31 protein-coding genes and 5 tRNA genes are annotated in these 26,039 nt (G+C 41.8%); all 36 read left to right on the forward strand.

The genetic code is table 11. The features are described from left to right. Nucleotides 1–115: 115 nt before the first annotated feature. The 36 genes from C6P39_RS19300 (at nucleotide 116) to C6P39_RS19460 (ending at nucleotide 26,039) form a co-directional block, all read left to right on the forward strand. Nucleotides 116–727 carry a hypothetical protein gene (locus C6P39_RS19300; RefSeq protein ID WP_104804879.1) on the forward strand — a complete coding sequence of 204 codons (612 nt, stop codon included), beginning with the start codon at nucleotides 116–118 and terminating at the stop codon, nucleotides 725–727. A gap of 323 nt (nucleotides 728–1,050) precedes the next feature. Beyond that, nucleotides 1,051–1,329, forward strand: coding sequence for a hypothetical protein (locus C6P39_RS19305; RefSeq protein ID WP_104804880.1), 279 nt, complete (start codon nucleotides 1,051–1,053; stop codon nucleotides 1,327–1,329). Between the two features lie 298 nt (nucleotides 1,330–1,627). Further along, a tRNA-Gln gene (locus C6P39_RS19310) sits at nucleotides 1,628–1,699 on the forward strand. 269 nt (nucleotides 1,700–1,968) lie between these two features. Then, a tRNA-Ile gene (locus C6P39_RS19315) sits at nucleotides 1,969–2,042 on the forward strand. 326 nt (nucleotides 2,043–2,368) lie between these two features. Then, a tRNA-OTHER gene (locus C6P39_RS27550) sits at nucleotides 2,369–2,470 on the forward strand. A gap of 3 nt (nucleotides 2,471–2,473) precedes the next feature. After that, a tRNA-Tyr gene (locus tag C6P39_RS19320) sits at nucleotides 2,474–2,557 on the forward strand. Nucleotides 2,558–2,583: 26 nt separating this feature from the next. Next, nucleotides 2,584–2,656: transfer RNA gene (locus tag C6P39_RS19325), tRNA-Asn, on the forward strand. 182 nt (nucleotides 2,657–2,838) lie between these two features. Then, nucleotides 2,839–3,462: a hypothetical protein gene (locus C6P39_RS19330; protein ID WP_104804881.1), complete on the forward strand. Its 624-nt coding sequence runs from the start codon at nucleotides 2,839–2,841 to the stop codon at nucleotides 3,460–3,462. 253 nt (nucleotides 3,463–3,715) lie between these two features. Beyond that, nucleotides 3,716–4,003 carry a hypothetical protein gene (locus C6P39_RS19335; RefSeq protein WP_104804882.1) on the forward strand — a complete coding sequence of 96 codons (288 nt, stop codon included), beginning with the start codon at nucleotides 3,716–3,718 and terminating at the stop codon, nucleotides 4,001–4,003. 56 nt (nucleotides 4,004–4,059) lie between these two features. Further along, on the forward strand, nucleotides 4,060–5,706 hold the full coding sequence (locus C6P39_RS19340) for a hypothetical protein (protein WP_104804883.1): 1,647 nt from the start codon (nucleotides 4,060–4,062) through the stop codon (nucleotides 5,704–5,706). An 8-nt stretch (nucleotides 5,707–5,714) separates the two neighbouring features. Further along, nucleotides 5,715–6,125 (forward strand): hypothetical protein, encoded by a 411-nt coding sequence (locus C6P39_RS19345; protein WP_104804884.1) that lies wholly within the window; start codon nucleotides 5,715–5,717, stop codon nucleotides 6,123–6,125. A gap of 184 nt (nucleotides 6,126–6,309) precedes the next feature. After that, complete coding sequence (locus tag C6P39_RS19350; RefSeq protein WP_158661636.1) at nucleotides 6,310–7,689, forward strand: phage portal protein; 1,380 nt, start codon at nucleotides 6,310–6,312, stop codon at nucleotides 7,687–7,689. Nucleotides 7,690–7,787: 98 nt separating this feature from the next. After that, nucleotides 7,788–8,387, forward strand: coding sequence for a hypothetical protein (locus C6P39_RS19355; protein ID WP_104804886.1), 600 nt, complete (start codon nucleotides 7,788–7,790; stop codon nucleotides 8,385–8,387). A gap of 12 nt (nucleotides 8,388–8,399) precedes the next feature. Beyond that, nucleotides 8,400–8,720: a hypothetical protein gene (locus C6P39_RS19360; protein ID WP_104804887.1), complete on the forward strand. Its 321-nt coding sequence runs from the start codon at nucleotides 8,400–8,402 to the stop codon at nucleotides 8,718–8,720. A 19-nt stretch (nucleotides 8,721–8,739) separates the two neighbouring features. Then, entirely contained in the window at nucleotides 8,740–9,819 is a 1,080-nt protein-coding gene (locus C6P39_RS19365; protein ID WP_104804888.1) for a major capsid protein, read from the forward strand. 10 nt (nucleotides 9,820–9,829) lie between these two features. After that, on the forward strand, nucleotides 9,830–9,994 hold the full coding sequence (locus C6P39_RS27555) for a hypothetical protein (RefSeq protein WP_158661637.1): 165 nt from the start codon (nucleotides 9,830–9,832) through the stop codon (nucleotides 9,992–9,994). 15 nt (nucleotides 9,995–10,009) lie between these two features. Beyond that, nucleotides 10,010–10,321, forward strand: coding sequence for a head-tail connector protein (locus C6P39_RS19370; RefSeq protein ID WP_104804889.1), 312 nt, complete (start codon nucleotides 10,010–10,012; stop codon nucleotides 10,319–10,321). A 171-nt stretch (nucleotides 10,322–10,492) separates the two neighbouring features. Next, nucleotides 10,493–10,750 carry a hypothetical protein gene (locus C6P39_RS19375; protein WP_104804890.1) on the forward strand — a complete coding sequence of 86 codons (258 nt, stop codon included), beginning with the start codon at nucleotides 10,493–10,495 and terminating at the stop codon, nucleotides 10,748–10,750. A gap of 47 nt (nucleotides 10,751–10,797) precedes the next feature. Further along, nucleotides 10,798–11,034 carry a hypothetical protein gene (locus C6P39_RS19380; protein WP_104804891.1) on the forward strand — a complete coding sequence of 79 codons (237 nt, stop codon included), beginning with the start codon at nucleotides 10,798–10,800 and terminating at the stop codon, nucleotides 11,032–11,034. 1 nt (nucleotide 11,035) lies between these two features. Further along, nucleotides 11,036–11,470, forward strand: coding sequence for a hypothetical protein (locus C6P39_RS19385; protein WP_104804892.1), 435 nt, complete (start codon nucleotides 11,036–11,038; stop codon nucleotides 11,468–11,470). Continuing rightward, nucleotides 11,463–11,915 carry an XF1762 family protein gene (locus C6P39_RS19390; protein WP_456318623.1) on the forward strand — a complete coding sequence of 151 codons (453 nt, stop codon included), beginning with the start codon at nucleotides 11,463–11,465 and terminating at the stop codon, nucleotides 11,913–11,915. Before C6P39_RS19385 ends, C6P39_RS19390 begins: the two co-directional genes overlap by 8 nt. Before the next feature lie 4 nt (nucleotides 11,916–11,919). Beyond that, nucleotides 11,920–12,081, forward strand: a complete 162-nt coding sequence (locus C6P39_RS27560) for a hypothetical protein (protein WP_158661638.1) — start codon at nucleotides 11,920–11,922, stop codon at nucleotides 12,079–12,081. Nucleotide 12,082: 1 nt separating this feature from the next. After that, nucleotides 12,083–12,622 carry a hypothetical protein gene (locus tag C6P39_RS19395; protein WP_104804894.1) on the forward strand — a complete coding sequence of 180 codons (540 nt, stop codon included), beginning with the start codon at nucleotides 12,083–12,085 and terminating at the stop codon, nucleotides 12,620–12,622. Between the two features lie 59 nt (nucleotides 12,623–12,681). Continuing rightward, nucleotides 12,682–13,377: a hypothetical protein gene (locus tag C6P39_RS19400; protein WP_104804895.1), complete on the forward strand. Its 696-nt coding sequence runs from the start codon at nucleotides 12,682–12,684 to the stop codon at nucleotides 13,375–13,377. A gap of 172 nt (nucleotides 13,378–13,549) precedes the next feature. Further along, nucleotides 13,550–13,864 (forward strand): hypothetical protein, encoded by a 315-nt coding sequence (locus C6P39_RS19405; RefSeq protein WP_104804896.1) that lies wholly within the window; start codon nucleotides 13,550–13,552, stop codon nucleotides 13,862–13,864. A gap of 182 nt (nucleotides 13,865–14,046) precedes the next feature. Beyond that, nucleotides 14,047–14,463, forward strand: coding sequence for a phage tail tube protein (locus C6P39_RS19410; RefSeq protein WP_104804897.1), 417 nt, complete (start codon nucleotides 14,047–14,049; stop codon nucleotides 14,461–14,463). Between the two features lie 59 nt (nucleotides 14,464–14,522). After that, on the forward strand, nucleotides 14,523–14,975 hold the full coding sequence (locus C6P39_RS19415; protein WP_104804898.1) for a hypothetical protein: 453 nt from the start codon (nucleotides 14,523–14,525) through the stop codon (nucleotides 14,973–14,975). A 26-nt stretch (nucleotides 14,976–15,001) separates the two neighbouring features. Further along, on the forward strand, nucleotides 15,002–15,319 hold the full coding sequence (locus tag C6P39_RS19420; RefSeq protein WP_104804899.1) for a hypothetical protein: 318 nt from the start codon (nucleotides 15,002–15,004) through the stop codon (nucleotides 15,317–15,319). A gap of 32 nt (nucleotides 15,320–15,351) precedes the next feature. Continuing rightward, nucleotides 15,352–15,840 (forward strand): zinc ribbon domain-containing protein, encoded by a 489-nt coding sequence (locus C6P39_RS19425; protein ID WP_104804900.1) that lies wholly within the window; start codon nucleotides 15,352–15,354, stop codon nucleotides 15,838–15,840. A gap of 116 nt (nucleotides 15,841–15,956) precedes the next feature. After that, the gene (locus C6P39_RS19430) at nucleotides 15,957–16,895 is read left to right on the forward strand and encodes a hypothetical protein (RefSeq protein ID WP_104804901.1); all 939 of its coding nucleotides are present in this window, start codon (nucleotides 15,957–15,959) and stop codon (nucleotides 16,893–16,895) included. Between the two features lie 151 nt (nucleotides 16,896–17,046). After that, a complete protein-coding gene (locus tag C6P39_RS19435) occupies nucleotides 17,047–18,627 on the forward strand; it encodes a hypothetical protein (RefSeq protein ID WP_104804902.1) in 1,581 nt (526 codons plus the stop codon). Nucleotides 18,628–18,720: 93 nt separating this feature from the next. Continuing rightward, the gene (locus C6P39_RS19440) at nucleotides 18,721–19,671 is read left to right on the forward strand and encodes an NUMOD1 domain-containing DNA-binding protein (protein ID WP_104804903.1); all 951 of its coding nucleotides are present in this window, start codon (nucleotides 18,721–18,723) and stop codon (nucleotides 19,669–19,671) included. Between the two features lie 323 nt (nucleotides 19,672–19,994). After that, the gene (locus C6P39_RS19445; RefSeq protein ID WP_104804904.1) at nucleotides 19,995–22,976 is read left to right on the forward strand and encodes a phage tail protein; all 2,982 of its coding nucleotides are present in this window, start codon (nucleotides 19,995–19,997) and stop codon (nucleotides 22,974–22,976) included. A gap of 13 nt (nucleotides 22,977–22,989) precedes the next feature. After that, entirely contained in the window at nucleotides 22,990–23,340 is a 351-nt protein-coding gene (locus C6P39_RS19450; protein WP_242987084.1) for a DUF6711 family protein, read from the forward strand. A 4-nt stretch (nucleotides 23,341–23,344) separates the two neighbouring features. Continuing rightward, the gene (locus C6P39_RS19455) at nucleotides 23,345–25,873 is read left to right on the forward strand and encodes a hypothetical protein (protein ID WP_104804905.1); all 2,529 of its coding nucleotides are present in this window, start codon (nucleotides 23,345–23,347) and stop codon (nucleotides 25,871–25,873) included. Beyond that, entirely contained in the window at nucleotides 25,842–26,039 is a 198-nt protein-coding gene (locus tag C6P39_RS19460; RefSeq protein WP_104804906.1) for a hypothetical protein, read from the forward strand. The genes C6P39_RS19455 and C6P39_RS19460 overlap by 32 nt, the downstream gene beginning before the upstream one ends.

Below are 26,039 nucleotides of genomic sequence, written 5' to 3' on the forward strand. Positions count from 1 at the left end.
GGCGGCCGTAGCGAAGGTTTTAACAGCTTCCAAAGGTGCAAACGAGTAAATCATTGAAACAGGTAAAAGACAGGTAAATACAGCCATATACAAAGCAGAGAGGAGGTATAGAGAGATGACTATAGACAATACAGTTAAGACAGATACTGGTGTAGAAGTATATGAAAATGACATAGCTCTATATCTGGATCAGTATATACAAGAGCGTGGTATACAGAATATGTCTAAAGAGCCACAGAGTAAATGGAATGCATGTTTATTATATATCTATAAACATGTATTTAAAGGCAATAGAAATAATCTTTTATACCCCCATAGTAGAGATACATATAACAGTGAATTGATTAATGATATATGTGATATATATATAGATTTATGCTATGAATATGACAAGGAAGTATCTATTATGGGATTCAGTAAATTGACTGGAATAGATACGGATACTGTTAATACATGGGGTACAGGAGAGTGTAGACTTGGCTCTTTAAGTACCGTCATATACAAAAAGTTAGTTGCCAATAACGAAGAATCTCTTAGCAATATGCTCATATCTGGTGGGCGAAATCCCATGAAGATTTTGCCAGCACTTAACCGCAGACATAACTGGAACATGGGACAGCCCAGAGGCGTAGACGGGGCAATACAGCACCGGACACCGGAGCAGATAGCAGCGGATTATGCACTGCAGATAGAGCAAAAGGACACCAAAATAAAGGCAGATTCTTAAGGCAGTTGTATATGCAATTTATAATCTGCATGTGGTAAAATGACAGACACAATTCAATACAATTTGTGATCTGCTGAAAAGCCTTTAAAACAAAGGAATTCGATAAATAACTGTTCGCAAAATTGCTATTTAACGAATAGTTCAAGGCTATCAAAAAGCAAATGTGTCAATGGTTTCTAAATTTCACACAATTGTTTGGACGTAGATCTGAGGATGAAAAAGCAGGGGGGTGGGGGTCTGACAGGATGAGGCGCCCCGGGCCTAAATGAGCCGTTAGACTAAATTTAAAACAAAAAGAGCCTTTGCATGAAGGGAGATAAAGCATGAAAGATAAGGATTTTCAAAGAGCGCAAGAACTCAAGAGAGAAATTGAAAGGCTGGATTCTGAAATATATCTTTTGTATGACTTTATGCCGCCGACAAATAGAAACTGGGTAACAAAACTATTGTATAAAGTAAAGCGTTTGATTATGATAAACTCTTTCTATGCTGTTACAAGAGAAATAGAATTGACAAATGATGATGTAAGAGCTTTACAAGATTTGAGAATTGCAAAACAGGATCAGCTTAAAACAGAATTTGAATGCATAGGTTGCAATTGAATTCTGGAAAATATATTCAAAGGACGTGAAAAACAATATGACAATACTTAAAGCAATTTTAACAATCCTGAATATTTTCATGGCGTTTATATTCTTGATTAGTGCCAGGGATTACAAATGGGAGAATAAGGCAGATCATTCAAGTATTATTGGGTTTAGTTTTATGGTAATGCTGCATATAGTTAGTTCATTTTCTTTTTGGATTTAGAGTATAAAACCCCTATAATGCAAAAGTAACTGTTGCGGGCGTATGCGGCGAAACAATGGCGGTAAGCTGCTGATATGACCGCCAGCGTGATGGGCCATCGCCAAACGGTAAGGCACAGCACTTTGACTGCTGTATGCGCTGGTTCAAATCCAGCTAGCCCAGCTCGGTTTCTGATTTTTAGAAAACCTCCTTCCCCATCTAGCCTGAAGTGGCTGAATAAAGGCGTGTCAACAGCGCCGGATGGGTTCGGCACTCAGAGTAATGGCTGTTGTGCCGTATTTCCCCTCAAAACCATTACAGCAAACCAGCTAACGGTAGCAGGCGTTCTGCGCGATAGGGCTATAAGCGGTATAAAACGAATGGAATAACCGGCTTATGGTTGGCAGAACGGTCTGCGGAGCAGGTGAACTTGCACTGTCCCACCTGCTTTTGGGCTTTTAGCTCAGTTGGTCAGAGCAACCGGCTCATAACCGGTCGGTCCCAGGTTCAAGTCCTGGAAAGCCCATGTGGCGTAAGACGATGTAGGCTATGTCTTTATGGCAACGGTCATCTATTACAAATAGCTGATGCAGGCTGACGAGCAGTTTATATTGCAGCCGTTTTGGTTGGGAGTCCCCTTGATCCGTAGGACCAGAAAACTCCACGCTTGCAAGAGCGATTAAACTGAGCCTGGTCTTGCATATGCCAAGGAATGGCCCAGGATAGCCATATGCACGGCATTGGTTGGGAGTAGAGCCGTAAAATCCATGGCCGCCCTAGTGGCAGCAAAAACTCCATAGTGGAATGCACGCCACGATAAATATTGCTGCTATGGGGCCTGTGCCCCATCAAGACGGAATGGCGAAATTGGAAGACGCACATGTAAACCATGGAGTATTTAGCAATGCGCAAGGCGGTACTCAGTATTTAGAGGTTCAAATCCTCTTTCCGTCATCTGGATGAATATACCGTAATTGGTAGCGGGCCTGACTGTAAATCAGGTGCCTTCGGGTTCTGGTGGTTCAAGTCCACCTTCATCCACTGATTTTTACTTACAAATTTGATTTTGGCGTATAGCTCAGTTGGTAGAGCGTTCGGCTGTTAACCGGAGTGTCGCAGGTTCAAATCCTGTTGCGCCAGTTTTGGACAGAAAGTGCATACGTGCAGTAACCGGTCAATGCTGTGGTGTATGCCGGGGAACCATGGATATCATTTGTCCATGCTCCGGGTTCAAGTCCCGGCTGTCCATTTGAACTTTGATAATTGAATATTGGTGGTTGGTGTGATATAATTTCATTATCATAAATGATTGGAGATATATCATGAATAATGTTGGAAATATTGCCAACATCATATTTGGAAGCGCGCTTTTATTTGTTTGGGGAACCGGCATAGTCATCATTTTAGTTGGAATTATTTTAGGGAAAATGTATGAGAGAAGCTTCTTTCATGCTGTAAAAGAGTGTATTTCTGTAAAAGAGATTGATTTGCAAAAGTGTGTAGAGAGTATAAGGAATTATTATGCGGTATATAGAAACCATAGATTTGGCTTTGCTGGAAAGAAGATAGTTCATATTTGTCAAGAATTATCATTAGATATAAGACGAGGAGTCCGATTAGATAGCTTAGAATACAAATCAAAGGATGAATGGGCGGATAGGCTGGATGAGATTATTAAGCAATTTCAATATGAGGAACATTTTAGTGATGAAAAAGCAAACGAGATAGTTGACGAATTAAACAGCAAGATATCTACTGAGATGCTCAATAAAATAAAACAGAAGTTGATTTTCCTTGAAGCATTTCATAAGGGAGTTATAAGTGTAAAGGATGTAGAGATACAAGAGCTAAAAGATAAATTAAAAAGAAAACAATGGATTAGTTGGGTGTCTGGAATAATAGGTCTCATTGGGAGTATTGCCTCCATAATTTCTTTTTTTTCATAGTATGTGCCAACCATCAATATTCGGTGGTTGGTTTTTTATTGCAGAAAATTATGAGTTGCGGATATGGTGGAAGGATTTTCGTTGGAATTACAGGAGTATTGTTCGCATTGTGGTGATTTTGAACTAGATGTAGAAAAAGTGGAAGTCACGTCTCTTGGCAAAAATACATGTTTCTACATAACAGTGATTAAATGCAGAAATGATTATAAATGTTCGAGAATTGTTGAGAACATGAAGAATAGGGAGGCATACAATGAATCCAGTTGATTTTCCAGAAAGAAATGCAGTATTTGTAGCAGGTGGCTGTGATAATCTCCCTGCCTGCAGGCAGCACAACAAGCGGTTTGGCGCTGATGAGATTATTTCCTGTTGGGAATTATCCGATAAAGATTGTGTGGAGATATTAAAGCAGATCAAGGCCGGCCAACGCCCTGCTGTCTACCTGGCAGTGATCGTCGGGCAGCCCACGGTGAGTTTATGGGTGAGAGAAAACGATAATAATTATATACCGGCTGATAAACGATTTCAGCCGCTGTCCTAGAAAAAATATAGGCAGATGTGCAAGGGCACTTCTGCTTTTACGCGGAGGTGTCTTTATTGATTTCAGAACAAAACAAAGCGATTGCCAAGGCAATACGCAGTACCGGATTAAATACATACAAAACGCTCCATGATTATCTTGACCTGGTAAAATCCATAACAGAGCCTGATGGAGACAATGACCTTGCATATGCTCTCACCATGACAGCGGAGATTAAGGCGATTGTTCCAACATTGCCACTGACGCAGGAATTTAATGATCTGTACTGGCAGGCCATGTTGTTAGAGGCACCGTACCGGTTTGAAAGCTTTCTGCTGTACATGGAAAAGAACCGCCGGCCGGAGAAGAGATTCTATCAACCCAGGGCAAAGACATTGAAAATCGTGGTTAATGATTTGCAGGACTTGGAAGATGGTTTACTGGATTTTTATGGATTGTCGCTCCCCCCGCGCGTGGGCAAGAGTACGTTGTGCATCTTCTTTCTTGCCTGGGTGATTGGTAAACGTCCGGCAAGTCACAATGCCATGTCCGGGCACTCTGGCATATTGGCAGATAGATTTTACAATGATGTACAGAAACTGACTGAAAACGAAGAATACACTTTCCGGGAGATATTCCCTAAAGTTCAGCTTTGTAGGAAATCGGCAGATAAAAATGAGCTATCCTATGATGAAGTCGAGAGTTTTGCCACACTGACCTGCAGGGGTATAGATGGGACATGGACCGGTGCCGTCGATATTTCACCAGATGGATATTTGTACGTGGATGACCTGGTTCGCGACAGGACGGAATCATTAAGTCCTACTCGATTAGAAAATCGCTATCAGGATTATTTAAATGTGCTGGTTGACCGTAAAAATGATGGAGCAAGAGAGCTCATGGTGGGTACCCGGTGGAATGTCTTGGACCCTCTTGGGAAAGTTGAGGAAAAAAACAAAAATAATCCAAGATATCGCTTCCGGAAAATCCCGGCGCTGGATGAGAAGGGTAAAAGTGACTTTGATTACGATCACGGTAAAGGCTTTTCTACAAAATATTATCAGGATCTGAAAGAACGACTTGATCGGAACGAATGGGAAGCAAAATATCAGCAAAAGCCGTTTGTGCGTGAAGGTCTGCTATTCCCTGAGGCAGAGCTGCGTACATATAATGGTGTACTGCCAGATGGGGATTATTTCACGGTAGCGGCCTGTGATGTTGCATGGGGCGGCGGAGATAGCCTTTCAATGCCATTTGGAAACGTGTTTTCCGGAATGGATGGAGATATCTACATAACTGACTGGATCTTTAACAAAGGTGATAAAGAAGTTACGAAACCTATTGTAATTGCAAAAACATTGCAACATATGCCATCTAAAGAGCATTTTGAGGCAAATAATGGAGGAGATGAGTATGCGGATGATATAGACCGCAGGCTGAGAGATGAAAGGTATAAGATCAGTATCACATACTCAAAAGCATCAAATCAGACGAGTAAAATGGCAAAGATCATCCAGTATGCACCTGATATAAAGCGCAGGTTTGTTTTTCTGGCTGAAAAATACAGGAGTGAAGAATATCAGAACGCAATGGATGAATTGATGACGTTTGTGCAGATTGGTAAGAATGAGCATGACGATGCGCCAGATGGATTGGTACAGCTTCTGCAGTTGATAGATGGCGGTGTCTATGCGAAATGCGAAGCGATGCAGAGACCGTGTTAGGAGGGAGTATGAACAAGAGGGAACTAAATCTTAAAAAATACGGTATAAGCGGGAAACGGTACAAAGAATTATGTGGATTCTGTGAGCAGTATCCAGAATGGGTTGATGAACTAAAGCACAAGACGGATACCGTTAAGAGTAAAGTGGTTACAGATATGCCATTACCTCCACATGGCACAAGTGATCAGACGGGAGACCTTGCAATCCGGAGAGCAGAACTGCAGAAAAAATGCGAATTAATAGAACGAAGCGCTACACAGGCAAGCCCGGATCTTTACCAATACATAATCAAATCTGTATGTTATGAGGTTCCGGTTCATTATTTGATCTCTTTTGAAGAGATGCCCATTGGTAAGTCTGCATTTTATGAAATGCGCAGATATTTCTTTTATTTACTGGATATAAATAAGGAATTTTGAAAATACGGAAAAAAAGGACATGCTTTCGTGATATTATGATAGTATAGAAAAATTAGAGAACACCGACTTTGAGAACTCATTGCCGGTGTTTTTATTATGCAAAGAAAGGCGGTGGCAGAGATTGCTATACGGTCAAAATAGAAAATCGTTTACTTCAGTATGCCACGGTCAGCTTGGCAGGTGTGTGATTTACAGTAATGCCGTGGAGATAACGAAAAATAATGTTCTGCAGGAACTTGGAAAGGCATTAGCACTCCACTGGAGTAACCGTAGGGAAATTGAATATCTGGACAGGTACTATCGTGGAGACCAGCCTATCATATACCGGGAAAAGAAAGTGCGGCCGGAGATCAATAATAAGATCGTAGAAAATAGGGCATTTGAGATTGTGGAATTTTTCACGGCTCAGGATTTCGGGGAGCCAGTACAGTATGTGAGGCGCGGAACGGATGAAAATGTGTCATCTCTTATCAATCGCCTAAACGATTTCATGTTTTCCGAGGATAAAGGGGCGCACGACATAGAACTTGGGAGATGGCGAAACATCTGCGGAACGGGATATCGTCTTGTATACAATGATTCGCTGGCAAATATAGATATGGATGAGGCTCCATTTGGCCTGGAGATACTTGACCCACGATTTACATTTGTTGTCTATTCGTCTGGAGCTGGGAAGCGTCCCCTGTATTCGGTGCAGCAGGTCAAAGATGAGTTCGATGCGGATAAATATATTATTAAAACACGCAATAAGAAGTTCATTATCCAGAATGGGAAGATAATCAGTGAGAATCCGAACTATCTGGGGATAAATGTGATTGAATATCCGCTGAATGAGCGCAGGATTGGAAGGCTGGAAGTTGTCGTTACTATCCTGGATGCGATCAATAAGACCCAGTCAGACAGGCTGAACGGCATAGAACAGTTCATACAGGCGTTTATGAAATTTGTAAACTGCGAAATCGACAAAGAGACATTTATAGAAATGGTCAATTTAGGCGCTTTGAATGTAAAAACAGTGAATCCGAGTATGCCGGCAGATGTCAGTATGGTTTCCAGCCAGTTAGACCAGTCACAAACACAAGTGAGCAAGGATGACCTGATCGCAGCCATCCGGGATGTGCTTGGTATGCCGAGCCGCGAGGGAAATACTGGCGGCGATACCGGGCAGGCGGTATATCTCCGTAATGGTTGGGATTTTGCAGAGGGCAGGGCGGAACTGGATGAACCTATTTTCCAGAAATCAGAAAGAAACTCTTTGCGTGTAGTTTTAAAGATTCTTGATGGAAAGACAGATATCCGCTTGAAATTGAGCGATATAGAGATCAAGGTCACCCGTAGTAAAACAGACAATATGCAGTTGAAGTCCCAAGTGTTAAACCTTCTGCTGACAAGTGGGGTGGAGCCCGACAGGGCATTTAAAACCTGTAACCTCTGGAGTGATCCTGAGGAGGCTTATATGGAGAGCAAGCCATATCTGGATGCAAAATACAAGACCAAAGAGCAGATAGATAGTGAAATGGCAGCGAATAAACCGCCGCCGGAAGGTGGAGGTGCAGTTGATTAATGTGCGCTGCAAAGAGTTTTTATCTTGCACCTATGCGATAAATAGGAAGATCAGGCAGATACGACCTGCGATAACAAAGTGTGATTATAGGAGGATATATGAGTAGAGAACAGGCAAAAAAGAATTTGATTAGTTTCGGCATTGAGGAACCCACAGAAGAGCAGATCACCAATTATCTGAACCAGGTCAATGGTGAGACTCAAAAAGAAAAAGATAAAGCTGAAAAGCTGAAAGAAAAAGCAGACCAGTATGATGAAGCACAGCGCTTACTGGAGGAGGAAAAACAAAAAAATATGACGGCGGAGGAGAAGTTAGCTGAAGCGGAGCGCCTTGCAAATGAAAAAGCATCGGAGTTCGCTAAAAAGGCAAACAGGCTTGACGCAGAGAAAATCCTTCTGGATGCCGGGCTTACCGGTGAAGATTACGAGGCATTTATTGATGGAATCATCTCAGACGATACCGAACAGACGAAAGCTCTGGCTACATCACTTGCCGGAACATTTAAGGCAAAAAATGAAGCCGCTTTGCAGAAGGCGAAACAGGAATTGCTGGATGCTGGGGGTGCAGGAGATGAAGGTGATCATACAGGTGGAGCCGGCGGAGATGAAAAAACAGAAGATGTTAAATTTGCTGAAGACATCGCAAAGACATTCAGCAGTAACAGCGAAATTTCAAAGTCAGTATTTGAAAATTATTAGGAGGTATTTTAAATGGTAAAAAGCAGAGAATTTGGACAGCCGATTGAAATTCTGAAGTTTAATGACTTTAAAGGAGAGCCTTGTATGGTATCAGACAGCGGGGTGACTGCAGATGCAAACGGACTTAAAATCGTAAAGGCGGGAACGCCGCATCCGGCAAATGACGGAACGTGCAAGGGTATTTTGTTACATGACACGGATGTTACATACGGTCCGGCTCCAGGGACCCGCATTTTTGAGGGGTCCGTAGACACTAAGAAACTTACAAAGAACGGCATTACAGTTTCAGCGGAGGCGAAAGCTGTTCTTCCACGCGTGACATTTTTTGATTAAAGAGAGGGAGGTATAGATTATGCCAGCATTACCATTAAAAGAAGCATTTACCGCAAGGGCCATAAAGGTTATGTGGGATTCATACAAAGAAACACAGGGTATCGCGCCATATCTTGGCAGCGGTTTTTTCCCGGCTGAGAAAACACCAACCATGGATCTGAAGTGGTTCAAGGGTTCCAAAGGGCTGCCTGTATCACTGACACCATCCAATTATGATGCACAGGCAACTGTACGTGACAGGATTGGATTTAAAGAGATGGAAACCGATATGCCGTTTTTCCGAGAATCTTATCTGGTGAAGGAAAAAGACGCGCAGGAATATGAAAATCTCATGAATGCCTCTGACCCGGCTGTAGCGCAGCAGATATTAAAGCAGATCGCGCTTGGCCCTATCGACCTTATTCAGGGTGCAGACGTTGTTCCGGAGCGTATGATCTGGCAGCTCCTTGCCCCAGTTGACGGTGCGCCGAAGATTTCCATTTCCGCTAATGGAGTAGCATATGACTACAAGTATGACGTGGACGGGTCCTATAAGTCCAAAAATTTCATGGAGCTTACCGGGACAGATAAGTGGGATGATCTGGAAAATTCAGACCCTGTAGAGGACTTGAGAACTGCCAAAAAGGCAATGAAGAAGAGAGGAAAGGTTATTAAGGCATTTTCTCTCAACGACAATACATGGATGAAGATCTGCAAAAATAAAAAACTGGCAGGATACATTCTGGCAAAGAATCCGGCTGCTACCGTGTATATTACAGAAAAGATTGTTCAGGCTTTTATCACAGAAGAGCTGGAAATGGAGCCGATCGTCTATGATAAGCTGTTTATTGACGATGCAGGTGCAGAAAAGACATTCATCCCGGACGGTGTTGTCACATTGCTTCCCGGAAAGACTGCACTTGGAGTTACGAAATATGGTAAGACACCAGAGGAAAGAAGCGGTGATATGAGTACCGGCAATCTTTCTATCGTGAACACTGGTGTAGCATTGTACACCTTTACAACGCCTCATCCTATCGTAACTCAGTGTATTTGTTCGGAAATCGTTCTTCCTACTTACGAGCGTATGGATGACACCTACGTTATCAAGGCGTATTAGGAGGTGCGGCATGAAGTATGATCACACGGTAAAAGTGAACGGGAAGTATTATCCGGCAGGGGCAGAAGTTCCTGATCTGGATGCTGCAGCAGAGCAATCAGAAGAGGTGGAAGCTGAAGATATTACCGAGACAACACCTCAAAAGCGCGGCCGTAAGCCAGCAGGAGAAAAATAAGGCAGGTGATGAGGAGTGGACAAGAACAAAATCCTTGAAAACCTCAAAACATATTTAGGAGAAAAAGACGATGAGCTTATTTGGCTCTTCGTTGATTTGGCCTGCCAGAATGTGGTGAATCGGAGATATCCTTTTGGATATACAGAAGAGCAGGAGGCAGCCGCCATTAAACGATATAGGAATGTAGTGTTCCGAGCCGTGGTGTATGCCTATAATCTTCAAGGGGCTGAAGGACAGAGTGCTCATAGCGAGAATGGCATCAGCCGAACTTACATAGATGAGGATGATTTGTATATGGAGATTGTTCCGATGTGTGGAGTGTTGTAGAAAGGATGGTGTTCCAGGTATCTCCCGGCCGCAGGGTTAAGCGGCGAAGAAGTCAGTGCGTGGAGCAATCCGCAGGGCGGCGTTCAATGTTGGTGGAGGGAAGAACGCTAAAATTAGTTGGAAAATATCTCCTTTTGTCGTATAATGGCGGTGGAAGGAGCGTGATAAAGCATGCAGATAGTTATTAAGTTTCCAGATGGATATCAAGGAGTGGATGTTCAACCTTTTGTAGATTCAGAAAGAAAAGACTGTTTATCAAATGAAGACAGGAAAATCCTTGATGAAGCAGTAAATGTTTTAGGAAAAATAGAAAAAATTGGTTACAGAGTATTTGGCAATTATCCATTGGTATCAATAGAAAAGAAAGACGGATATTTATATGTTGAAATTGATGAGAGAGAAGTAATCAGTTGTGAAAAGGTAAATTAAGAGAGGCTAACCCCTCTCTTTTTTCATCATAAATTTGGGAGGTGCTTATGGCGAAATGTAGAGAATGCGGAAAAGAATTGCCGCAGATATGGGGTACGGACATATGCTTAGACTGCTCTCGTGAAGCAGTACGGAAGATTTTTAAAGAAAATCCCGAAGTGAAGCAGGCTTTCAAGGAAAGCATTGAGGAAATGAAAGAGCCGGAGAATATGAATAAAATGGTTGATAATACCTGCCGTTTTATGTCTGCCATTCAGAATTTGCAGAAAACAAGGAAGGGATGATATGCGGAGTTTACGGAAAAATACCCAGCCCCTCCATTACGCAACCTACAGCGAAGAAATTAAAGTATATCAGCGTGACGAAAACGGGGATATAGTTTATATAGAGGTTGATGGCGAGAGAGTTGCTGTTGAGATAGGCAGTGCGCCGGGGTACAATGCTCCGGTGCTTTTTTATGCCAACATAGCCATGTCCGGCGGTGAGGCAGAAGCAAGGGAATATGGCTTTGATATAGGCTCATACGAGGCGGTTTTGGTCACTACGGACAAATCCTTACCCATAAGCGAAACCTCTCGAATTTGGCACACCACAGAGCCCAAAATCAATGCTGACGGAACTGTTGACGGAGACAGCGCTGATTATTCCGTGCTTGCTGTAAAGCCAAGCCTTAATGGAATGAAATATCTGTTGAGGAAATTACCGAAAGGTGGTGCATGATTTGGAAATAAGACCTATAACATTTCGACAGGCAAGCGATTTTATCAATCAGTACCACAGGCACCATAAAGCTACCGTAGGTCATAAGTTCTCTGTCGGATTGTATGATGGAGAAAAGTTTGTTGGCTGTGCTGTATGTGGTAGACCTGTAAGCAGATACCTTGATGATGGATTAACCTGTGAAATAAACAGATTGTGTACTGATGGCACAATAAATGCCTGTTCTATGCTGTACGGTGCTTGCTGCCGCATAGCAAAGGATATGGGATATAGAAAGATTATTACTTATATTTTGCAGTCTGAAAATGGAGCAAGTTTAAAAGCAAGTAATTTTGTATGTGACGGAGAGGCAGGCGGAACGCATTGGACTGGAAAAAGAAATAAAAATCAGAATATTCCACATGAAATGAAAACACGATGGCATAGGGATTTGATTGGAGCATGAGCGTATGGCAAAATTGAAAATGGAATTTAAGTGTGAAAAATGCGGTAAGCCACAACCGAAGAATGAAAAAGAATCCAATGGGAATTGGAATGTCTATGACTGCAATCAAGTGTGTAAGTGCGGCGGTAAGTTCGTTATGTATGTGAACGGGAAGAAAGCAGGCTGATATGGCAAAGAAAATCAGTTTTGGCTTATCCGTGCGGGAAATCCAAGCCGCCATTAAAGAGGTCAAGGCATATCAATCTGATCTCAACCGCAAATGTGAAGAATTATGCCGCAGGCTGACCGCCGAGGGTATAAGTATAGCACAAGCCCATATCGGCAGTAGCGGCTTTGGCAAATACATCTACCTGGGCTCTGAAATCACACCACAGCGGGCCGGGTGCAAGGCTATCTTCTATATGGAGGACAGCAGTAAGATTGTGAGCCAGTGGCAGACGCTTGAGGGTGTACAGACAAAAGAAATCAGTCCATCATTGATGTTATGCTTTGGTTCGGGACTAAAGGCTCAAAATCCCGCCAATATACCTAATGTTGGTACGGGAAGTTATGGGGAGCATGGGGCAGACCCGAGTGGTTGGTGGTATATGGACTTACATGGTGTTTGGCATCACTCTACAGGTATAGAACCTAAAATGCCTTTGTATTTTGCTGGGAAAGAATTGCGTGATAAGGTCGTGGCGATAGCTAAAGAAATTTTTAAGTAATTTCAATTGGAAAGCACTTGATTTTGTCATATAATACTGATAAAGGAGTGTACAGTACATTGAAATACAAAAGAGATTTATTATTTTGGATAGTGTTTATTTTGGCCATATTATTTCTTTTTAGTCCACTTGTTTTAAGAATACCTGCTATGAAAATAGCTTTAGAGTGGTTTCTAATGCCGTTAAGAGATAACGCTTATAAAAGCACCTACATAGAGACGATAGGAACAATGATAGGAACAGTTTTAGCGATTGCTGGAACTTTGTTATTGCAAGGAATGATTGACAAAAGAGAAGATAAAGAAAAAGAATCACAAAAACAAAGGGAAATCAAATACAAAATTGTAATTATATATTATGATTTGAAACTTGCATTTGAAGATATTGCCAAAATCTATAACATGCTTGTTGTATCAGCTTTTCTTATAAATGACAAGAACAAGGTGGATGAGTTTTTTGATAGTGCAAGTAAAATTGAATTGTATATTGATGAAAATTGGATAAGGAATGTTGCATCTTTGTGTGATGAGCTGGACGAAAGTATATTGGAAAATATTTTCCTTATTTATGGTAATATATGCTCGATTAAAAGTGGGCTAAAATCTATGGACAAAAGCCTATATCAAGTTTGCAGACTTATAAATCTCATATGTCAATTTTACACTGGTGTGCATGAAGGAAAACCCGAATTAAACAAGAAATATTCAAATATATTAGATGTATTAAAGGAAATAGGAAACATTAAGGGAGGCTAATCCCTCTCTTTTTCCATACTCAAATTAAATAAATACGTGAAAAATGGGATTGTGCAAAACTGCACAGTTCTATCTTTATCCAAAAAATGACCGTGTCAATTTGATTTGTGACTTCGATAAATAACAACGGGTACTCGATTTGAACTCCCGTTATGAGAGAGGATGTGGAATAATGGCAGGCTTCGATTGGAACGAGTTCTATACAATTTTCAAAGTCAAACTGGAAAGGGCGGCGAAATGCGCCGTTGGGCGGTATGTGACTCCAAAAGAAACACGGATGCCTTACTGCGATATATCGCTCGCAGACAACTCCGGCGGCAACTATGATTTAGAGGGCAACGAGGGCAGCCAGTCCCCTATGCTAACAATATCAGTCTATTCTACCGGCTCCCTTGCTGACAGCACCTGCGAGCAAATCAGCCAGGCCGCAAAGAAAATCATACTGTCTTATGGTTTCATTGCCGGGGCGGGCCTATGCCGGTTGTAAACACGGCAGATCCAAATATCAAGAGATGGATTGGGCGGTACCAGCGTATTATTGCTGATGGAGATAAATTATAATAGAAACGAGAAACCAAGAGTCTGAAAGGGCTCTTATTTTTATGCACCGGATACCACATGAGGTATTCGCTGACCCCTAAAAGCTATGGGGTAGAAAGGATGGGAAATATGGCAATTTCAAGTTTTAACGCAAAATTAATGAAGGGTGCTGGAAGTGGAGATTCTGTCACCTGGACACAGCTCCTTCCGGTAAAGACCACACCGCAGATTGGTGGCGCTCCGGAACAGTTGGAAACGACTACCCTGGATGATAGCATGCAGACATATATCAATGGTATTCAGTCTTCGGAAACCATGGAATTCACTGCTAACTATGACAGTACCCAATATGATACACTGAAAGCGTTAGAAGGAAAAACAACACCTTATGCTGTGTGGTTTGGAAATGACGGTGACGGCTCTGAAGGGAAATATAAATTTGAGGGTCAGTTATCAGTTTATATTAACGAGACAGAGGTGAATGGTGTCGTTGAAATGACTATCAGCATTACACCAGGTACACCGATCACAAAAGACAATGCGTAGCTTGGACACTGGGCGGCTTAATGCCGTCCTTTATTTGATATAAGAAAGGAATCGGAGATATGGTTTTAAAAATCGGAGAAAAAGATTATAAACTGGAATATACATTTGAGGCCGCACTGAATGAAGAATGCATAGAGAAAACAATCAGTATGTTTGGCGGTATGGCGGATGCCAGCAAAAACATGAATAACAAGGAGATGCTGAAGGAAATCGCATCCATGCCCAAAACCGTCGTGTCATTGTTTTACGCTGGTCTTTTGGAGTATAACCCGGTTGATACGGAAGAGGATGCCAAGATACTGCTGAAACAGTATTTTAAAGAGAACCCTGAAGCAAAGGACGCTAATTTTTATGGAATGGCAACGGCGATTATCGGCCAGATGGAGGAAGATGGTTTTTTCAAACAGATCGGCCTGGTGAAACCGGAAGAGGAGGAAGAGGTCGAAGAGGAGCAGAAGATTCCACAGGATCACAAGAAAAAGACCACAGCGAAAAAAGCTACAAATGTATAATCTTAGAGGAACATCTTCCGTGGGCATTGACCTATGGTGTTCCTTATGTATTGTTCTGGCATCTTAACCCTGCAAAGCTAAAGCCGTTCAAACTAGCCTATGAACACCAATTAGAGCGGGATAATCGGAACGCATGGAATCAGGGCTTGTACATTAAAGCTGCTGTGTGCAGTGCTTTATTGGGTAAGAAAGCAAAATACCCGGACAAGCCATTTGGTACGGCTGAGGAAGCAAAAGAGGTCACTAAGGAATCGGCCGAAATTGCAGCAAAGAAATTTGATGCGTGGACAAAGATTTATAACGAGAGATTTAAAAAAAATGATGCGGAATTATCGTCGGAGTAGTATAATGTAATTATAAGAAAGGCGGTGATTCCATGGCTTTGGTTAAGTGTCCTGAATGTGGCAAAGAAATATCTGATAAAGCGTCGAGCTGTACTAACTGTGGCTGCCCTGCAAGTGAATTTAAGAAACCGTCGGTGCCGGAAGATACACGGTCTGAACTGGATAGGATTGCGGATGAGATATTTTGGAATGCACCTGTCGATATCGTGGGATGCGCTAAACATCTATCAAAAGATACTGGGATACCGGTTCGCGAGGCACGTCAAATGATGATTGCACGCAATACAGAATGGAAAAAAGGTAAGAAGAGTGGTAAATATTCAGATTCAGAATATTGTCCGTATTGTGCGTCACGTAATATTGAATATTTCCACAGGCCAGGAATAATCGTAACGAGGCAGTCCTCAGCATCTAAAAGCATGCTGATTAGTAGCCAAACAGATGGAATTGACATGATGCGTTGCCAACGTTGTGGAAGCAAGTGGATACCAAAACATAAAAAGAGAGAAATTAAAACATGAAGGGCGGTGATTCCTAGTATTGTTTACGTGTCCTGAGTGTGGGAAAAAGTGGAAAATTAAAGTTTGGTTATTATTTTGAGTTACAAGTCACAAAAGATAGAAAAGGGCTTTAGACTATGGGTGTCTTATTAGGTGTTTTGGATTTTATATGTTTAATATTAATTTGCGTATCAATTATATGTTTTGTTGTTTCCGTGTTGAAAAAGAAAAGTAAAAAGGTTCCTATTATTACATTTGTGACATCATTTGCGCTTTTGATTGTTTTTACTTTTATAGCGGTGACATTTTTTCCCGTAAGTGATAAGACTACGGAAGTAAAAACATCTGAAGAAGTCAATGCTAATAATATTACAGAGAAGAAAAAACAAGATAATGTAGAGAATAATGATAAAAATGCACAGAAACAGAATAAGAACGAAAAGGAGAATGATAAACATAAGCAGGAACCTGCAAAAAAGCAGGAGCCTACAAAAGACACAGCATTGAATGAACAAGAGAAAAAACAGGAGCCTGCGGATGTGCAGCAATCCCCAGTCCAAGAGCTGGAACCACCATCAGAGGACGAAGCTATAGAAACAGAGCCTTCTGTTAATGAAGAAAATACGCAAGAAAACGAAAAATCACAAGAAGTCGATGTGTCGTCTTTATCAGAAGATGAATACAAAAATATGTGTGAAATATTATGGTATGACGAGATTTTCTTCTCTAAAGATAGTCTGGAAGGGAAGTATGTTAGATTAGATTTATTTGTAGAAGAGTGGAGATTTTTCAATAACAAAGCTGCTTATGATGTGTTTGCAACCGATTTTATAAATAAATACAATTTACAGAGAGAATTCTATAAATGCGGAGTGCAGCGTGAAAATGAGAATTCGTACGTTGGTGGACAGATAACTATGTATTTTACTAATGAGAATGGATATTCTGCTTCAGACATGACGGAAGGAGATCACTTAATAGCGTACGGTGAAATAATTGAATATTCAACATTGACTAATGATGGATATAATTCTTGTAGCTTTTTACCAAAATATATTGAGAATAATGGACAATAGAATCCAAAATGAACCCCGCCTGGTTTTCCATGCGGGGCATTATATTGTGTGAACATCTGTCGCTATGGCAGGTGTTCTTTTTTATACAAAAACCGGTTATCAGATAAGTGATAGCCGCTGACCATGAACAATTAATGGAAGAGGTGAGAAGTTGGGAACCGAGATAGATAGACTTGAGATACAGGTCGAAGCGCAGGCGGCATCTGCCAATAAGCAGTTGGATACTTTGATCGTAAAGCTGAATAGTGTTTCAAAATCCATGTCAGGGATTAATGGCGGTGGGATGAAACAGTTTGCCGAGGGAATGAACCGCATTACTGCCGCGTCTAAGACCCTGGCGGCTGTAAAAGCATCAGATATCAACAGGGTGGTATCGCATTTACATAAGCTTTCGACGGTTAATTCTGGAAATATGTTCAATGTTGGAAATGCTTTGAAGAATCTTACATCTGGATTATCGGGTGTATCAGGCGTGAATATTTCAGGAATAGCACAAATGACCAACAGCATTGTCGGATTGTCTAAGATTGGGAATAAGGGCGTACAGACAGCTATTACAAGCATGCCGCAGCTAACCAAGGCTATAAATGGCATGATGGCGGCGCTAAACGGGCAGATGGCCAATAATGGGGCAGTGACACAGTTAACATCCGTAGCAAATGCAGTGAGCATGTTTGGACAGAAGCGAATCCAGGCCGCTACGACTATGATGCCCCAATTGGCAATGGCGCTGAAAACTTTCATGGACACGTTGTCCAAAGCGCCGGCTGTCTCGAACAACCTGATTCAGATGACTAATGCCCTGGCAAATCTGGCCGCTAGTGGTTCAAAGACAAAATCGGCTGCCAGTGCGATCACAAGTATAATTTCTGCATCTGCAGCAGCCAAAACTAAAGTGCAGGGGCTATCTACCAGCACTTATGCACTGGCGTTTAGCACGGGAGCATCCAAAGTGTCATTGAAGGGTTTCTCAACTGCCCTCACTAATGTTACAACAAGGATTGGGTTAACGGCTGTCAGAACTAAAAGCCTGTCACAAGTTTTCCATTCTTTTTATGCTACGTTATATCCAATCATCCGGGGAATAAAGCTCTTCGGAAAAACTGTTGAAAAGTCAATGGACTACGTGGAGACATACAATTATTATTCCGTTATCATGGATAAGATAGGGAAAGAGTTTGGCAGTAATTTTGCCCAGTATGGTTATGATAGTGCAGATGAATATACAAATTCTTTTAGCAGCAGGCTGAATGGCTTAACTGAAAAAATGTCTGGGTTTAAAGTTGGTGATGATGGAGTCCTGTCATTTGCGGATAATAAAAATTTAGGCCTTGACCCGGAACAGTTGATGCAGTATCAAGCAAATATTTCTGCTGTAACAAACTCTGTGGGGCTGGTCGGTGAAACGAGTATAAACGCAAGCAAGGCATTGTCAATGCTGGCTGCGGATATGTCATCTTTAAAGAATATTGATATGCAAACAGTTATGACTAACTTCTCGTCCGGTCTTATTGGGCAGTCCAGGGCATTGTATAAATACGGTATTGACATCACGAATGCCACGTTGCAAACCTACGCCTATAAATATGGGGTTGAAACGGCACTGCAGGAGATGACGCAGGCTGATAAGATGCAGTTAAGGCTGTTAGCAATACTTGACCAGTCAAAAGTTGCCTGGGGCGACCAAGCGAATACGATAAACAATAGTGAAGAGCTATTACTTGTCGCCTAATGTAGTAATGCATTAGTGAAAATCGGGTAAAATCGGTGAAACCTAAATTGATATGTATATGGTATAGTGGTATAATTAATTTGGTGATTAATTATGGAAAAGACCTATGTCATATATAAAGTGACAAATAAAATTAATGGAAAAATTTATATTGGAAAGACATATAACTTTGAAAAAAGAAAACGAGAACATATTTATGATATTAACAATGAATTGCCTTTTCATAAAGCCTTAAAGAAGTATGGTACAGAAAATTTTAGTTGGGAAGTTATTGATAATGCTTGTACCGATAAAAAAGCTAGGGAAAAAGAATCTTATTGGATAAAATTGTTTAATTCTTGCATACATATGCCTGACTCAAACGGATACAATATCACGTTAGGTGGAGAAGGTGGAGTATCATGGAATTCACGTCCTGTATTGCAGTTCGATATGGATGGTAAATTTTTGGAAGAATATCTAAGCTGTGCTTGTGCTGATAATGAATGCGGATTGTATCCGGGTGCTGTGCAGAGGGCTTGTCAGAATCAGGGGTCAGCTTGTGGATATCAATGGAGATATAAAGAGGATGTTACGGATAATAGTTTACAACCGTATATCCGTAAAAATGGCAAGGAATTGGCAGTTATACAAATTGATAAGCAGGGTAATTTCATAAAAGAGTTTTCGTCAGTAACCGAGGCAAGTAATCAATTATTGCTTAGCCGTTCAAACATATCAACTTGTTTAACGGGGAGAAGCAAGACTTGCGGTGGTTTTCAATGGAGATATGCTAATGAATTCTATAATGATGGATGTAGCAAAATTGAAGGTTATGATATTGAGAATAAAATTGTTCAATTAACCAAAGATTATAAATTTGTTGCAGTACATTATAATTGTAGGAGGGCAGCAAGAGCTATTGGTCTTGAAAGACCAGAAACCCAATATAAAATGATTCATAAAGCTTTAAACAAAAGAAGTCATTTTACACACGGTTTTGTGTGGATGCGACTTTCTGAATATTTGACACTTCAACAGGGTAATACCGAGGTAAGTGCATAGATTGCGAAAGGCTATGCAACACCGTAGAGCGTAGGTGGTGAATAAATATAATCCACCCAAGAGTATCCGACAACCATAGGACGCAATTTTGCGTTCTATTTTTGTGGTTGAAAATGTACGCCGACCTATGGGTGAAACAACATCCAGTAATGGGGGAAACCCCTAGAAGTAGAGGATAAAAAGCCTTTATGATAACAATGTGAAATTCGGTTGCGAACCAGTATCGTATTTTTAAACAGCAGATAAGTAATGTAGCACGTGCAATCGGAAATCTGCTCATACCGGCTTTGCAAGTAGTCTTACCAGTTGTAAATGGCGTACTTATGGCCTTCAAGAAACTTGTTGTATTTATTGGAAAATTATTCGGTATAGACTATTCAAAGATTATGGATGGTATAAGCGGTGGGTATTCCGGCGCTGATGATATAATGGGGGATCTGGTTGATGAGACTGATAGTGTTGCCGACGCTGCAGGCGGGGCTGCGGACAACACAGGGGATATAGGAGGCTCCATAGACGATGCCAGTGACAAGGCAAAAAAATTGAAAAATGCCCTCCTGGGAATTGATGAAATCAATAAATTACCAGATAATAGTAGTGATTCGGTTGAAGGCACTAATTCCAGTTCTGGGAAAAATTCTGGGATTGGGGAAAGTGGAGGAGCAGGCGGGATTGACCTCTCTGGAGCTATTGCAGATGCACTGGCGAATTATGAGAGCATCTGGAATAAAGCTCTTGAAAACTCAGTGAATAAAGCCCAGGAGTATGCCGATAGGATTACCTCTGTTTTCAGCAATATGTGGAGCATGATTAAAGGCGGCGATTTTGAAGGACTTGGTAAATACATTGCAGGCGGGGTTGATTCCTTATTTGAGAAAATCAACTCCGTTTTTAATTGGGATAGATTGGGACCTGGCATAACCGAATTTGTAAGTGGTTACACCAGAACTGTCAATAGTCTGGTTGATAATATTAATTGGACACAAATTGGAAACACCATTGGTGAGGGTGTAAATATCTTGACAAATACGTTGTATCTGTATTTGACAGGAATTGATTGGGTAAATATAGGAAATTCACTTGCCACGGGCCTGAATGGTATGATTGAATCTATTGATTGGGATATCCTTGGTCGGACGATAGGAACATGGATCATGAAGATTCCAAAGATGGTCTATGGATTTGTAACCACCCTTGACTGGAGCAGCCTCGGAACTGGTCTTGGAAGTGCTCTTAATGGCGCGTTAAAAGAATTTGACGGTAAGATGATTGCCGAAGGTATTAACGGTCTGGTGAACGGTATCCTGACAACGATAAAATCATTTATCAAAGAAGTTAATTGGGATGATGTGGCAAAGACAATCGGTGATATACTCGGTAATTTGGACTGGGGGACCCTGGCAAAAGTTGGACTAGCTTTTGGGGCGGCAAAGTTGATCAGTGGATTTGCTGGTTTAATTAAAGATGGCCTTATAAAGGGATTAACAGATACGGTTGGACACGGGGTTGAAGTAGCCGTTGCTGAAATTGGGCTTAAATTGTCTACATGTATGTTTAAAGTAGTTACAGATGATGGAACGGTTATTACGGGGTTTAAAGCGCTTGGCGTGAGAATGGTTTCAGCTTTCTCTAGCGTAATTGGCAATATCTCTTTTTCCGATATAATAGCTACGCTCGGAACAAAATTAAGTGGAATCACTGGTGTTTTTAAACTATTAGGAACAGATATAGGTGCAGCCTTTTCATCAGGAGGTATTTTCTCAGCTATACAGACTGGTTTTAGCGGATTACTTGGAATAATTGGTCCATGGGGGCTGGTAATAGGGGCGGCTATTGCAGGAATTATAGCAATTTTCTGTAATTGGGATAAAGTAAAAGAATTCTTCACTGTGACCTTACCAACGTGGTGGAATGAAACTGTGATTCCATGGATTGAGGGGTTGCCAGAATTCTTTGCGGAATTACCGGGTAAGATTTATGAAAAAATCATTACCCTTAAAGAGAAGTTCATTGAATGGGCTGCTACAATTTGGGAAACTGCCTCAACAAAGGTCCAGGAAATCCGGGACGGAATTGTTAACTTCTTTGCCGAATTACCAGGAAAGATAGGGTACGCAATAGGATTTACACTGGGGAAATTGGCATCATGGTGGGTAGAAGTCTTTGTGTGGGCCACAGAGAATATACCCGTAATAATCGAAAATATTGTCACTTTCTTCGCAGAACTCCCAGGGAAAATATGGGACGCCATTATTTCTGCCAAAGATAAATTTGTAGAATGGGTGGGAAACATATGGGGGTATTTGTCTACAAAGGTTCCTGAAATGATAACGGGTGTTGTCAAATTCTTTACAGAACTCCCGGGAAAGATTTGGAATGCCATTGTAAGTACTGTAGGCAAAGTCGGAGAATGGTGTAAGAACCTGTATAACAAAGTAAAAGAAGAAGTACCTAAGATCACTAATAAAGTTATTGATTATTTCAAGGAATTACCTGGTAAGATTCTTGATATTGGAAAAAATATCATATCCGGCTTCATAGATGGTATCCATGAAAAATGGGAATCTGCGAAGAAAGGAGTCGGGGATTTTGTTGACGGTATAGTAAAGGGATTCAAAGATGGATTTGATGTACACAGTCCAAGTAGAGTTATGTCAGGCATTGGTGAAAATGTTGCGGCAGGACTTAAAAATGGCATTGACGGTAGTTCTTCAGATGTATTAAAGGTGATGGATAAACTCGGTGATAATTTGAGGGATTCTATCAGTCAGTCACTAAGTGATATGGAAGTTAGAACGGCACGTATGATGCAGAATCTCAAGGATGAATTCAGCAGAACTGTGAATGAGGCTGATATAAGTGCTGGAAATATTATTGGGGCATTTTCAGGGCTGCATATTCCCATACCGCATCTTTCAGTTAGCTGGGATAATTGGGATCTTGGTCCGTTATCATTTTCTGTGCCTAATTTTGATATTGACTGGTACGCTAAAGGCGGGTTTCCTGAAATGGGAGAACTTTTCATAGCCAGAGAATCAGGACCTGAGATGGTTGGCAGTATGGCGGGCAGACCTGCTGTTGCCAATAACGACCAGATTATAGAGGGCATCAGCAGCGCCGTATACCCTGCGGTAAAACAGGCGGTCGCAGAAGCCATCATCATGACATCGAGTACGGCTTCCGGAAATGAGCAGGCTCCGATCATTGAGGTCACTATACAGGAAGATTGTGAAACTACTTACAAGAGAGTATTAAAGGGTGAGAAAAAATATAAAGGGCGCTATGAAGCTATTGTAGCGATTTAAGGAGGTGTCTGATGTGATAAAGGTAAACGGTGTCACGATAAAGGCACCTTCTGGTATGACATGGGGACTGCAGGATGTGTCGGACGCAGCGGCAGGGAGAACAGACGATGCAGTAATGCATAAGAATCGGATAGCGCAAAAAGTCAAACTGTCTCTTTCGTGGAACAATCCCACCAGTGAGGAGGCGGCCGCTATACTGCAGACATTTAATCCGGAATATATTATGGTCACTTACCCGGATGCCATGAGCGGCTTAAATGAAACTCGCGAGTTTTACGTTGGTGACCGTTCTGCACCTATGAAAATATGGACAATCAGTAATAAACGATACTCACAGATATCGTTCGATATTATAGAGAGGTAGCGGCATGATTAATACAAGCATAGAATTTCAACAGGCGCACTTAGAGAATAGTGCATGTATCACTAAAGCCAGTATCCTCTTAAAAGATGGAACCCTGCTGGAAATAAACAACTCCAAAATATCTCAGGGCGCGACCAAAATAGATGATGGCGTCACTGGTTCCAATAAATTTACCATTGGCTCTGCAATTTCCAATAAGCTGACACTAAGTTTAAACAACCGTTATGATGCATTTTCGGACTACGATTTTACCGATGCTGTGGTGACAGTTTGGGTGGGAAAACAGTTGTCTGATCGTATAGAGTGGCTGAAAAAGGGTGTCTACAACACAGATGACCCTACAGCTACTCCCGCCATATTGTCTTTGGAGTGTTTGGACAACATGAGCAAATTTGATACTATCTATGACGGTGGCATCGGATTCCCGGCTACATTGCAGGCTATCGTGCAGTATTGCTGTACTCAGTGCGGCGTGCTGTTACTCAATGGAGAGTTCCCAAACTTCCGGTATCAGATAAATAAGAACCCATTTACGGACACCACCAACATAACCTATCGTGCCATAATCGCCTACTGTGCTCTCCTGTCCGGATGCTATGCCCGGTGTAACGCGGATGGACGTCTGGAGTTTAAATGGTACGACACATCAGCCTTTGATGATATCATTGACGGCGGAGTATTTGACGAGACCACAGAGGCATCATACCAGACGGGCGCTGATCTGGATGGTGGTAACTTTACCGACTATACCAGCGGAGATACTGCGGACGGTGGTACTTTTACGGATGTACTGCCATATCACCATATCTATAGCTTTAGCAGCTTATCCGTATCCACTGAGGACGTAGTGATCACCGGTATCCGTGTTACGGCTATGGACAGCGAGGATAGCGCCGGCAAAAAGGTTGAGGGCGAGACATATCTGTGCGGAGCTGAGGGGTATGTGCTGGATGTATCCGGTAATCCCCTTGTAGAGGCCGGCAAGGCCAAGGCGGTAGCGGAGTATCTGGCGGGCCGTGTTGTAGGGATGCGATTCAGACCATTTACGGCAAGCGCTATCGGAGACCCGAGTTGGGAAGCTGGGGATGCTGTGGTAGTTACGGACCGTAAGGGCAATAGCTATTATACTTATCTGACCAATATCACATACAGCACTGGTGGATATGCCAGTATCTCCTGCGACGCGGAGCCGGCAGCCAGACACAGCGCGGACCGATATGCGGAGATCAATAAGATTGTCAGTGACATCAAAAAGGACAGCCAGCAAAAGCTGTCTGAGTATGCTGACTATGTAAATCAGCTCAATAGCCTGGCAATCAATGCAATGGGTTATTATGAGACATCGGAGACGCAATCTGATGGCAGCACAATTAATTACATGCATGACAAGCCACTGTTGTCGGATAGTACAATCGTGTATAAAAAGACAATTGACGGGTTTTTCATATCCCGGGATGGAGGCAAGACCTATGTAGGAGGCATGGATAAGGATGCCAATATTGTAGCCAATGTCATAGCGGCTATTGGGATAAGTTTTGACTGGGCAAGCGGCGGCACTCTGACACTTGGAAAAGTCGATGGAAAATCCGTTGGAAAGATGGAAATCCTGCAGAGCACGACGTCATCGACAGGCGGTATGATGAATGCAGTCATAGGCCGTTGGGATGAAAACGGGATACTGATAAAAAACGGCGAATTTATTCTGAGTGGAGTAGAGACTGTAAATGGGTATACACGTAGCTATAGTTTTACTGTGAAAAATGGCCGTATGATGGCCAATGATCCTTTTGTTAAAGGTAGGCTGGAAATGGGAAGTTCAACTGCAGAAAAAGGGCGCTCTATCATGAAGATGGGTACAGATACCCAACTGGACATAGGGAGCAGTGATGCGAGTGAAAAATTGAGCAGTATTAATATACAGGCAGATAGCGTCAATATAAGCTCGCTGTCTTCCAGTAATCCAACGGTCTATATCAATGATAAAATAAATACTGGAGACCTTAGATGTAGTGCATTAAGCGGAGTAGCAGCTGAATTTTCAGGCAAGGTGAGAGCCTATCAATTAGATGTCTGGGGGAGCAAATCTAGGATTGCAGGCACAAAGGATTATGGTGATCGGCTTTTATATTGTTATGAGACGCCAACGCCGTATTTTGGTGATATCGGGACTGGCCGGACTGATGAAAATGGCATTTGTTATGTGTCAATAGACGATATATTCCAAGAAACTGTCAGTATAGGAGAAGAATACTCTGTGTTCCTCCAGAAAGAAGGGGCCGGTGATTTATGGGTAGGGGAAAAAACCTCTGCTTTTTTTATTGTACAAGGAACGCCAAATCTCTCATTTTCATGGGAAATCAAGGCGGTGCAAAAAAACTATGGATATTTGCGGTTAGATGACTACAGCCTTCAAGATTATATTGCTGACGATAGCAAGGATTTGGAATACATTTTTGATCAGGAGCTTGAAAACTATGACAGAGAAATGGAGGAATTGCTGAATGAAGATTTTAAGAGCATTTCAGGTGATTAACAAGGACGGTGTACGGACGATATCAAGCACGTACAATGAGGTTGATAAAGAAGGTAACATCACAAACCGAAACGTAAAAGACAGTTTTTATGCTGTTAATTCGGAATTAAAGGCCCATGTGGATGCAATTGAGGAGTATATCAATAACAGACTGGCAGGTGAGTAA

Origin of the sequence: Blautia marasmi (genome assembly GCF_900258535.1) — a bacterium.
Lineage (GTDB): Bacteria > Bacillota > Clostridia > Lachnospirales > Lachnospiraceae > Blautia > Blautia hominis.